Origin of the sequence: Pseudodesulfovibrio sp. (assembly GCF_028692895.1) — a bacterium.
Taxonomy (GTDB): domain Bacteria; phylum Desulfobacterota; class Desulfovibrionia; order Desulfovibrionales; family Desulfovibrionaceae; genus Pseudodesulfovibrio.
Map to the genome: position 1 here is coordinate 1 of NZ_JAQUWN010000099.1, position 9,919 is coordinate 9,919.

Sequence of the window (9,919 nt, forward strand, 5' to 3'; positions counted from 1 at the left end):
CCGGGGGAAGGGGAGAGGGGAAACTTTTGTAAAAGTTTCCCCTCTCCCCTTCCCCCGGCCCCCCATCCCCTCTCTCCTTCAAAACTTTTTGGCTCCGCTGCGCGGGGCGGGTTATCGATAGGTTGGCGGACGCCGACCGTGTCGGATGACGCGTATCATTCTGGAATGGGGGGGGGGATACCTTTTACAAAGAAATCAGGAGGATGAAAAACGGTGAAGCGGACCTGGAAGCTTCGAAGGGGATGGGAGATGGAGGGACCGGGGCTTACCGGAAAAGAGATTCCTCGCCTTCCAGTTCGACGATGCGCCAGCCCTCGGAGTCCTTGGACAGGACAAAGGTCGAGTCGTCCTCCAGGTTCTTGTCCAGGATGATCCTGTCGCCCTTGGGGACCTGCACGCGATAGGTGCCGAAGGCGCGCACCTTGAGCCAGTCGCCCTCCTTCTCCACCAGCTCGAAGCCGAGGTTGGAGGTGTCCACCCTGGCGTCGCGCAGCAGCCTGTAGGTGCCCTGCTGGCGCTGCATCTCCTTGAGCACCTCGAAGCGGAAGTCGTTGCGGTCGCGCACGTCCTTGGCGAAGAGCTCGGCGTAGTCGTCGGCCAGCGAGGTCTGGCGCACGTAGAACTCGCGCAGCAGGGCCACGACCTCCGGCGGCACGATCCGGTCCGGGTCCGCTGGCGGCGGGGCCGGGATGAACCCGGACTTGGGCAGGTTCTCGGCCTCGTCCCCGCCCGGCGGCGCGGTCAGGGAAAGGTAAAGCTTCAGCTCGGACACGGCCAGCTTCATCTTGGAGGTGCGGTCCCCCTTGGGAAAGACCTCGTCCACCTGGATGCGCAGGCTCTTGAAGGGACGGCCCCGGCAGACCACCACCTGCTCGCCCGGCTCGTCGCGCAGCCAGAACTGGGTCTCGATGCCGTCGGGATAGATGATGCGGCCGGAGCGGATGCGCCGGTAACGCTCGAACTCGCCCTCGGCCTGGTTGCCGTTGAAGATGCCCAGCTTCTCCACCCGCACGGGCACGCCGAAGGCAAGGTCGATCCACTGCCCACGGCCAGGCCCGATGCCGCCGCCGATCCAGGCCGTGCCGGGATCGCCGTCCAGCAGGTTCTCCGGCGCGCCGGGCAGGCCGAAGTCCACCTTGACGCTGGACACCGTGACCGTGACGTCCATGGCCGGGGCCGGGGACGCGGCCAGGAGGCCGATCAGGCAGGCGAGGGAAAGCAGGAAGCGGGCGATGCGCTGGAACATGGCGGCACCCTAGCACAGCCGGCGGCGGATCGTCTTCACAAAAGGAGGGCCGCGCTCAGCGGTCGCGCACGTCGAGGATGAGCCACTTTCCGTCCTCGCGGACCAGGGTGACGTCGCTGTCCACCGCGAACTCGAAGGCCTTGTCGCCCACGTAGTAGCGGTAGGGGCCGTGCACCCGGACCGTGACCCGTCCGTCGCCCTCCTCGGGCCGGTCGAAGCTGAGCCCGATGTGCTCCAGCATGGCCAGGTGGTGGTCGGCGAAGTCGCCCCCGGCCCGCATCTCCTCCTGGAGCTTCAGGAACGCGGCCCGCTCCCGCTCGCGCACGGCCGGGGCGAACAGGGACGGATAGCTGTCGTGCAGCGTGGTCAGCAGGCCGAAATAGCGCTTGATCTCGGCCACCAGCTCCAGGTCGAGCCAGGGCGAGATGTTCCCCATGGCAAGCTCCCTGTCCGGCGGGACCTCATGCGCCGGACGCAGTCGGGTGATGGCCCCGCCGTCCGAAGCCGCGGGCGCTGGCTTGGCCGCCTTCTTCTTGGGGGCGGCCGCCTTTTTCGGCGCGGCCTCGGGCTTTTCCTTCCGGGCGGGCTGGGCCGGTTTCACGTCCGGGGCCGGGGCGGCCTTCGGCTGCGGCGCGGCCCGCATCTCCACCTCCGGGGCGGGCTCGGGCCTGGGCGCGGGCTTGGCTTCGAGCGCTGGCGCGGCCTTCGGCCCGGGCTTCGGCGCGGACGCTGGCGCGGCCTTGGGCGCGGGCTTGAGGGCCGGGGCCGGTTCGGCGGCGGGTTCCGGTGCGGGCGGCGCGGCTTCGGGAGCGGCGGCCGGTGGCGCGGCGGTTTCGGACGCGGTCTGGACCGGCGTTTCGGCGGCGGCCTCCGGGGTGCCGAGGACGCGGATTTCGGACACGGCCACCTTGGCGTCGCCCATGGCGTCGTCGCGGCCGTCCGGGTCCACGCCGGTAATGATGATCCTGAGGGAGGTGGCGGTGCGGGGTTCGAGGGGGACGCGCTGCTCCCCGGCGGCGGGCTTGAGGCTGAACTTCCGGCGCGTGCCGTCCGGAAAGATGACCACGCCGCGCGTCAGGCGGCGGAACTTGCCGAACTGCCCGGCGGCCTGGTTGCCCGTGGCCACGGACAGGCCGTCCACCCGCACCGGGCCGGGGAAAGCCAGTTCGATCCACTTGCCCGGCCCCACGCCCGTGCCGCCGCCCACCCAGGCCGTGGCCGGGTCGCCGTCCACCAGCCGGGCGGGCGTGAAATTCCCTTGGAAATTCGCGGCGTCGGCAGTGACACCGGCCACGGAACCGGCCAGAGCGGGCCCGCAGGCCAGCACCAGCGCGGCCAGGGCGAGGAAGAGCGATTCGTTCAGGCGCAACATCGACATAACGGTTCCGATAGCAGAAAAACCAGTCCTTTGGCTCCCCTTTTTATCGGCCGCGCCCGGAGAATCTTAACCCGCCGTTTTCCCCCGCCTGCCACGTCAGCGGGCGACCACGCCGTTGATGCGCCACCCCTCGTCCCCGTTGACGAAGGAGAACTGCGCGTCCACCCGGAACCCGAAGGTCCGGCCGTCCCCGGTGAAGCGGTACAGCCCGCGCACCGGCAGCATGGCCGCCTTGCCCCGGAGCACGGGCTTGCCCAGGGCCAGGCCCGACGGGTCGCCCTGGGCCGGGCCGGTCACGGGCAGCCGCCCGGCGCGCCGGTCGTCGCGCAGCAGGTCGAGCCCCCTGCGCTCCCGCTCGCGCACGGCCGGGGCGAAGACGTCGAGGTAACCGTCGTCCAGGGAGGCCAGGCCGTTGAAATAGCCGAAGACCAGGTCGCGCATCCACGGCTGGACCCCGGGGGACGGGGCGGGCGCGGGCGGGGCCTCGGCCCCGGCGGGCACGGCGGTCCGGAGCCAGGCCGAACCGGGCTTGGTGGCCGCGAAATAGTCCATGCCGCCCGGCGCGGCGGCCGGGGCCTTCTGCACGGGCAGGGTCTCGGTCCGGGAGGGCCCGGCCGCGACCGTCGCCCCCAGCGGCCCGGCGTCGTCAAAGGCGCGGACCTCGGACACGGCCACCTTGTCGTCCCCTTCCCCGCCCGGAGCCGGGGGGCCGGAGACGCCTGCGATGGCGATCCGGAAGCCGTCCACCGTGACCGGGGGAAAGACCACGTCCTGCTCGCCCGGCTCGGGCCGGAGCACGAACCAGTGCACGGCCCGGTCGGGCAGGATGAGCGCGGCGGCGGTGACGCAGCGGAACTCGCCGAAGCGGCCCGGCGCCTGGTTGCCGTTGGCGATGCGCAGCCGGGTGATGGGCCGGGGGCCGGGCAGAGTGAAGGTCAGGACCTTGCCGGGCCCGACGCCCTTGCCGCCGCCCACCCAGGCCGTGGCCGGATCGCCGTCCACCAGCCGGTCCGGCGAGCCCCATTCCTTGAAGCTGTCGGCCTCGGCCCGGAGCCCGGCGACCTCCCCGGCCAGCGCGGACGGGACCGGGACCAGGGCCAGGAAGGCGGCGGCGAGCAGCGGGATCAGTATGGCGCGCATGGCGTCCCTCCGGAAAGAACAAGGGGAGCCTTGCGGCTCCCCCTGCATATGGATTCGTCTAGTAGCGGTAGTGATCGGGCTTGAAGGGGCCTTCCACGTCCACCCCGATGTAGTCGGCCTGCTTCCGGGTCAGCTTCTCCAGCGTGACGCCGAGGCGGGCGAGGTGCAGCCGGGCCACTTCCTCGTCCAGCTTCTTGGGCAGGATCATGACCTTGGGGTCGTAGTCGTTCTTGGCCAGATCCATCTGGGCCAGCACCTGGTTGGTGAAGGAGTTGGACATGACGAAGCTCGGGTGGCCGGTGGCGCAGCCCAGGTTGACCAGACGGCCCTCGGCCAGGATTATCAGGGACTTGCCGGACTTCAGGGTCCACTTGTCCACCTGCGGCTTGACGGTCTTCTTGACGCAGCCGGGGGTCTTCTCCAGGTAGATCATCTCGATCTCGGAGTCGAAGTGGCCGATGTTGCAGAGGATGGCCTCGTCCTTCATGGCCTCCATGTGCTCGCCGGTGACAACGTGATAGTTGCCGGTGCAGGTGACGAAGATGTCGCCGCGCGGGGCCGCGTCCGCCATGGTGGTGACCTCGAAGCCTTCCATGGCCGCCTGGAGGGCGCAGATGGGGTCGATCTCGGTGACCAGGACGCGCGCGCCGAAGCCGCGCATGGACTGGGCGCAACCCTTGCCCACGTCGCCGTAGCCGACCACGACCACGACCTTGCCCGCCACCATGATGTCAGTGGCGCGCTTGATGCCGTCGGCCAGGGACTCGCGGCAGCCGTAAAGGTTGTCGAACTTGGACTTGGTCACGGAGTCGTTGACGTTGATGGCCGGGAAGAGCAGCTCGCCGGTGCGCTGCATCTCATAGAGGCGATGCACGCCGGTGGTGGTCTCCTCGGACACGCCGCGCACCTTCTCGGAAATGCGGGTCCACTTGGAGGGATCGGCCTTCACCGAGGCGGCCAGACGGTCCATGATGATCTGGAACTCGTGCACGTCGTACTGCCGGTCGCACAGGGAAGGGTCCTTCTCGACCTTGACGCCCTGGTGGATGAGCAGGGTGGCGTCGCCGCCGTCGTCCACGATCAGGTCCGGGCCGGAGCCGTCGGGCCAGGTCAGAGCCTGCTCGGTGCACCACCAGTAGTCCTCCAGGGTCTCGCCCTTCCAGGCGAAGACCTTGGCCAGCCCGGCCTCGGCAACGGCGGCCGCGGCGTGGTCCTGGGTGGAGAAGATGTTGCAGGACGCCCAGCGGATGTCCGCGCCCAGGGCGTGCAGGCACTTGATGAGCATGGCCGTCTGGATGGTCATGTGCAGCGAGCCGGTGATCTTGAAGCCCTTCAGCGGCTTCTCGTCGCCGTACTTCTCGATGATGGCCATCAGGCCCGGCATCTCGCGCTCGGAAAGCTGCATTTCCATGAGGCCCCACTCGGCCAGCTTCATGTCGGCGACCATGTGGTCGAGGGTCGGTTCCAAAGGTTTGACGTTGGTGGACATGGTATCCCTCCCTTCTTGAGGTAGTTTGCTAGAGTTTGACGGCCTCGTACAGGACGACGACGAGGCCCTTGTTCACGGCGAAATCCGTGGACTTCACCAGGGAAAATCCTTCCTGTTCCAGCCAGGTGCGCATCTTCTCGCGCGGAATGCCGAGCCGCCGGTCCCCGTAGTCGCTGCGCATGACCTCGACCTCGTGCTGGTCGAACTCGGCGATGAGCAGCCGCCCGTCGGGCCGGAGCACGCGGGCCGCCTCGCGGAGCGCGTCCTCGGGCCGCGCCAGGTGGTGCAGCACCAGGGACATGACCGTGCAATCCGCCTCCTGGTCGCGCAGGGGCAGGTGCGTGGTCTCGCCGATGCGCAGACTCATGTGGGCGTCGTCCGGAAACCGCTCCCCGGCCAGCTCCAGCATGCGCGGCGAGTTGTCCACGCCGATGACCATGTCCGCGTGCTCGGCCATGATCTCCAGCAGGTCGCCCGTGCCGCAGCCGATGTCCGCCGCCGTGCCGCACCGGGGCAGCCGCTGCCGGATCTCCCGGCTGAGGTCCAGCCCGCCCAGGATCTCGGCGGTCATGCGGCCCCACTCGGGCGCGATGTCGTCGAAGAAGCGGCGCGTGGCCGCCGTGCGCTCGCGGATGACCTTGTCCGCCCGGTTGCGGTCGCGCCGGAGCTCCTCGCCGTCAAGCAGGGAGGCCACGCCGTCCAGAAAATCACGGCCCGGCCCATCCTCGCTGGCGCGATAGAACGCCCACAGCCCGTCGCGGCGGACGTCCACCAGCCCGGACTCGGCCAATATCTTCAAATGTCGCGAGATGCGCGACTGCCCCATGTCCATGACCTGCACGATCTCGCCCACGTTCAGCTCGTAGGCGAGGAGCACGTTGACCAGCCGGACCCGGGTTTCATCGGCAAGCGCTTTGCAATATTTGATAATTTCCATCTCGGCCGCCTATATCAGGATATCTTGATATACGGAATATTCGGTTTCTAGCCCACAAGGCCGGACCCGTCAAGGAGAAAAAGGAACCGGCGTCCGGCCGGGATCGGGCGATGGTAACCGGGCAATCATTTTACATTAATACTTGCCCGACCCGCCTGAAATTGCGATAGTTGGCTGGAGTAGGGAATGACAAGTCCGGCCGGATTCCGGCCGCACAAGGAGACCGCATGTTCAAGAAGATACTTCTGGCCGCCACTCCGCAGATCGCCCCCGAGGCCGCGCCCCAGGCAGCGTTCGACCTCGCCCGCCAGCACGACGCCGAACTGGTCGTCTACCACGCCCTGCCCCTGTGCCAGAACGCGTGGTGCACGTTCGAGGACATCGTCCCCGAGGAAAAGCTGGTCGAATCCGCGCGGCAAAAGATCGCCGCGACCTTCGCCCAGGGGCTGGAGGGCACCCGGCACGAGGTGCGCGTAGTCACCGGCCCGGCCCACGAGAAGCTGCTCAAGATCATCCACACCGAGGGCGTCGACCTGGTGGTCATGGGCCACCACACCGGCTCCATGATCCGGCCCGACCGCATGTGGGGCACGGTCGACACCTCCATCCGCAAGGTCTGCTCCAACGTGTTCAGCCCGGTCCTGGTGGTCACCCAACCCTCGCCGCAGATGGCCGGGATCAAGCGCATCCTCATGGCCACGGACTTCTCCACCCCCTCGGACTCGGCCCTGTGCTACGCCGTGCAACTGGCCCGCCAGACCGGGGCGCACATCGACGTCTTCCACGTCCTGGACGTGGGCGCCCGCTGCCCCGAGCCCAAGTACTACATGCAGGACATGAACGTCTTCATCGAAGAGGCCAAGGCCAAGATGGAGAAGCGCTACGCCAAGCCGCTGACCGGCATCAGCCACACCTTCGACTGCTGGGAAGGCGCGCCCTACACCGAAATCCTCAAGAAGGCCCGCTGGTCCGGGGCCGACGTCATCGTCATGGCCCAATATTCCTCCAGCCAGGAACCGGCCGCCGCCACCGTGGGCTCCACGGTCATCCAGGTGGCCCTCTCGCCCGGCTGCCCGACGCTGATCGTCAACTACCGGGCCCGGGTCTGCATGTAGCAACGCATCGCAAGCGCCCCCGGCGGAACCTCCGCCGGGGGCGCTTCGCATTGGCCGCCCGCCCCGCGCCGGGGAGGCTGCTCGGGTGAAACTTTTTCCGGCCCGATCGATCATTACCCATAACAAATCAACCGTTAACCCTCCGATGGAGTGACAGATGAAACCCTTTCGCCTCTCCGCCATCCTCGTCCTCGCCCTCCTGCTGGGCGCGTGCGGCGCCGCCACCCAGAACATCCCCGTCAGCAGCAACCCGGACGGCGCGGACGTCCTGGCCGACGGCCAGCCCGTGGGCACCACGCCCTGCAACGTCACGCTGGAAAAGACCCAGCCCCACATCCTGACCCTGAAGAAGGACGGCTACCGCCAGGTGGACGTCCAGATCACCCGCAAGTACGACACCGCCACCGTGGCCCGCAACGCCACCAACGCCGGAATGTGGTCCAGCTCCAACGGAGCCAATACCGACGGCGCGGTGGCCAACGCCCTGATGAACGTGAGCGCGGACGAGCAGTCGGGCAACGCCTACGTGCTCTCGCCCGCCTCGGTGGTGGTCACCCTCCGCCCCGTGAACCAGGTGGCCCAGGCCGCCGGCGGGCAGGGCCAGATCGTCATCTCCCCGGATCAGCTCGACCCGGCCGACCGGGCCCGATTCGAAAACGCCGAAAAGGCGGACGTCCAGACCACCGAGCCCGCCACCCTGGGCGACGCGGTGCGGGACGACCCGGCGGGGGCGCTGGAGGACGCGGCCAAGGCCGCGGCCGTGGCCGCCCCCACCGTGGGCACCAAGAAGGAATGGAAGAGCAGCAAGAGCTCCGAGTCCTTAGGCAACGGCTCCTACAGCAAGACCACGACCTCCACCAAGGCCAGCGTGGGCGTCAGCGTCAACCCGGTGGAGGCCGGGCTCGGCGTCCTCGACCTGCTCAAGAACGCGGAACAGCCCGCCGGCCAGGACTCCGGCCAGGCGAGCGACCAGGGCGGCGATTCGGCCCAGTAGCGGTTATTCGGGCGACCCCCGAGGGCTCCGCCGGTTGCGACGGGGCCCTTTTCTCGCCCGGACGCCCCTCTTGCCCACAGCGGCCGTTCCTGCGATAACGGTGGCGGGCGCGGCCCTGATCAGGGTCGGCCGAAACCCCTGCGAGGCGGACGTGGCAAGACGCATATCCAGGCTCACCGGCCTGCTCCTCATCCTGGCGTGCGCCCTGGCCGCCTGCGGCGTGCCCAAACAGAAGATCCCGGTCTCGACCAACCCCATGGGGGCCACGGTCTGGGCCGACGGCCGCAAGATCTGCACCACGCCCTGCGCGGTCTCCCTGGACCGCCGGGGCGACCACCTCCTGACCATCGCCAAGGAGGGGTACGAGCAGGTGGACCTGACCGTGACCCGCCGCTTCAAGCCGGACCGCGCGCTGCGCGACGGGCTCATCGGCGGCATCCTGAAGGGCGGCCAGCCCGAGGACGTGGGCAAGGAGGTGGCCCGCGAGGTGGACGAGCAGGAACGCAGCGGCGAGGCCTACGAACTGGTGCCCCCGGTGGTCACCGTAACCCTCCGGCCGGCGCCCTGACATGGCCTACCTCCGCCACTTCAACCGCGCCGGGCGCATGAGCCGCACCGTGCGCCTGGGCAACACCCTGCCCCGCTTCCTGGACCGGCTGGACACCACGGGCGGCATGGCCCTGGTCCGGCTGTGGAACCACTGGGGCGAACTCATGGGCGAGATGGCCGCCCTGGCGCGCCCCCTGGGCCACCGCCGCCGCACGCTCATCCTGGCGGCCGGGGACCCCATGGTCATGCAGGAGGCGCAGTTCCTGGCCCCCATGATCCTCGCCAGGGTGACCGAATTTTTGGGTGAGGAAGTCTTTGACAAAGTGACCTTCGAGCTGCTAAACGGCAGGACTCCTTTGGACGGAGCAATCCGGCTGGAGGCCCCAGAGCCTCCGAGGAAACTTAAAAAGCCCGAGAAATTGGGTGAGTTGGAATTGGACCCGGACTCCCCGCTGGGGAAATGCTACCGGGCGTACAGGCGGATGTTCGACAAGGATTGAGACGCCGCCGCGAACTTTTTAAGGAGTACACCATGAGCGAAGAAGTAAAAGAAATCGCCTTTGACGAGCTTGGCCTGACCAAGCCCCTGGAAAAGATGACCACCAAGGAGCTGCGCGCCCTGTGCATCGAGAAGCTCCCGATGATCGTCGGCGCTTCCGGCAAGAGCAAGGAAGAGCTGGTCGCGGCCATCAAGGATCTCTTCGGCATCGTCGAGGAGCAGCAGACCTCCCCGTACAAAAAGCAGATCAGCGACATCAAGCGGCAGATCCGCACCCTGCGCGCCGACAAGGACGCCCAGGAAAACCGCACGGTTCGCGATCGCATCCGCCGCAAGATCAACAAACTGAAGAAGCGCACCCGGCAGCTCGCCAAGGCTGTTTAATAGTTGCGCAAAAAAGAAGTTGACATAAGGGCGACCACCCTTTAAATCATCACTTCGCTACTGGGCTGTCGTTCAATTGGCAGGACGACGGGTTCTGGCTCCGTTAATCAAGGTTCGAGTCCTTGCAGCCCAGCCAAATTGCGTCCCCATCGTCTAGCCTGGTCCAGGACGACGGCCTTTCACGCCGT

10 protein-coding genes and 1 tRNA gene are annotated in these 9,919 nt (G+C 67.9%); 6 read left to right on the forward strand and 5 right to left on the reverse strand.

The features are described from left to right. Positions 1-265: 265 nt before the first annotated feature. From PHP91_RS16170 to PHP91_RS16190, 5 genes are all read right to left on the reverse strand, one after another. Positions 266-1,246 carry a hypothetical protein gene (locus PHP91_RS16170; protein ID WP_300143131.1) on the reverse strand — a complete coding sequence of 327 codons (981 nt, stop codon included), beginning with the start codon at positions 1,244-1,246 and terminating at the stop codon, positions 266-268. 55 nt (positions 1,247-1,301) lie between these two features. Beyond that, positions 1,302-2,624 carry a hypothetical protein gene (locus PHP91_RS16175; protein ID WP_300143135.1) on the reverse strand — a complete coding sequence of 441 codons (1,323 nt, stop codon included), beginning with the start codon at positions 2,622-2,624 and terminating at the stop codon, positions 1,302-1,304. A gap of 96 nt (positions 2,625-2,720) precedes the next feature. Continuing rightward, complete coding sequence (locus tag PHP91_RS16180; protein ID WP_300143138.1) at positions 2,721-3,764, reverse strand: hypothetical protein; 1,044 nt, start codon at positions 3,762-3,764, stop codon at positions 2,721-2,723. 58 nt (positions 3,765-3,822) lie between these two features. Next, positions 3,823-5,253 (reverse strand): adenosylhomocysteinase, encoded by a 1,431-nt coding sequence (gene ahcY, locus PHP91_RS16185; protein WP_300143140.1) that lies wholly within the window; start codon positions 5,251-5,253, stop codon positions 3,823-3,825. 28 nt (positions 5,254-5,281) lie between these two features. Beyond that, entirely contained in the window at positions 5,282-6,190 is a 909-nt protein-coding gene (locus PHP91_RS16190; RefSeq protein WP_300143143.1) for a metalloregulator ArsR/SmtB family transcription factor, read from the reverse strand. A gap of 227 nt (positions 6,191-6,417) precedes the next feature. On the opposite strand from PHP91_RS16190, the gene PHP91_RS16195 reads away from it, so the two are divergent. From PHP91_RS16195 to PHP91_RS16220, 6 genes are all read left to right on the forward strand, one after another. Next, a complete protein-coding gene (locus PHP91_RS16195) occupies positions 6,418-7,305 on the forward strand; it encodes a universal stress protein (RefSeq protein WP_300143146.1) in 888 nt (295 codons plus the stop codon). Positions 7,306-7,462: 157 nt separating this feature from the next. Beyond that, positions 7,463-8,299, forward strand: coding sequence for a PEGA domain-containing protein (locus tag PHP91_RS16200; protein ID WP_300143149.1), 837 nt, complete (start codon positions 7,463-7,465; stop codon positions 8,297-8,299). A 151-nt stretch (positions 8,300-8,450) separates the two neighbouring features. Then, on the forward strand, positions 8,451-8,867 hold the full coding sequence (locus tag PHP91_RS16205) for a PEGA domain-containing protein (protein ID WP_300143152.1): 417 nt from the start codon (positions 8,451-8,453) through the stop codon (positions 8,865-8,867). A 1-nt stretch (position 8,868) separates the two neighbouring features. Beyond that, positions 8,869-9,348 (forward strand): DUF721 domain-containing protein, encoded by a 480-nt coding sequence (locus PHP91_RS16210; RefSeq protein WP_300143155.1) that lies wholly within the window; start codon positions 8,869-8,871, stop codon positions 9,346-9,348. Between the two features lie 32 nt (positions 9,349-9,380). Next, a complete protein-coding gene (locus tag PHP91_RS16215; protein ID WP_300143158.1) occupies positions 9,381-9,731 on the forward strand; it encodes a hypothetical protein in 351 nt (116 codons plus the stop codon). Between the two features lie 61 nt (positions 9,732-9,792). Continuing rightward, positions 9,793-9,867, forward strand: a tRNA-Gln gene (locus PHP91_RS16220). The last annotated feature ends 52 nt before the right edge of the window (positions 9,868-9,919 follow it).

What these genes read in the sequence shown, in the direction of transcription:
- PHP91_RS16170 (WP_300143131.1), bottom strand. Translation starts at nt 1,246, where the DNA reads ATGTTCCAGCGCATCGCCCGCTTCCTGCTTTCCCTCGCCTGCCTGATC.
- PHP91_RS16175 (WP_300143135.1), bottom strand. Translation starts at nt 2,624, where the DNA reads ATGTCGATGTTGCGCCTGAACGAATCGCTCTTCCTCGCCCTGGCCGCG.
- PHP91_RS16180 (WP_300143138.1), bottom strand. Translation starts at nt 3,764, where the DNA reads ATGCGCGCCATACTGATCCCGCTGCTCGCCGCCGCCTTCCTGGCCCTG.
- ahcY (WP_300143140.1), bottom strand. Translation starts at nt 5,253, where the DNA reads ATGTCCACCAACGTCAAACCTTTGGAACCGACCCTCGACCACATGGTC.
- PHP91_RS16190 (WP_300143143.1), bottom strand. Translation starts at nt 6,190, where the DNA reads ATGGAAATTATCAAATATTGCAAAGCGCTTGCCGATGAAACCCGGGTC.
- PHP91_RS16195 (WP_300143146.1), top strand. Translation starts at nt 6,418, where the DNA reads ATGTTCAAGAAGATACTTCTGGCCGCCACTCCGCAGATCGCCCCCGAG.
- PHP91_RS16200 (WP_300143149.1), top strand. Translation starts at nt 7,463, where the DNA reads ATGAAACCCTTTCGCCTCTCCGCCATCCTCGTCCTCGCCCTCCTGCTG.
- PHP91_RS16210 (WP_300143155.1), top strand. Translation starts at nt 8,869, where the DNA reads ATGGCCTACCTCCGCCACTTCAACCGCGCCGGGCGCATGAGCCGCACC.
- PHP91_RS16215 (WP_300143158.1), top strand. Translation starts at nt 9,381, where the DNA reads ATGAGCGAAGAAGTAAAAGAAATCGCCTTTGACGAGCTTGGCCTGACC.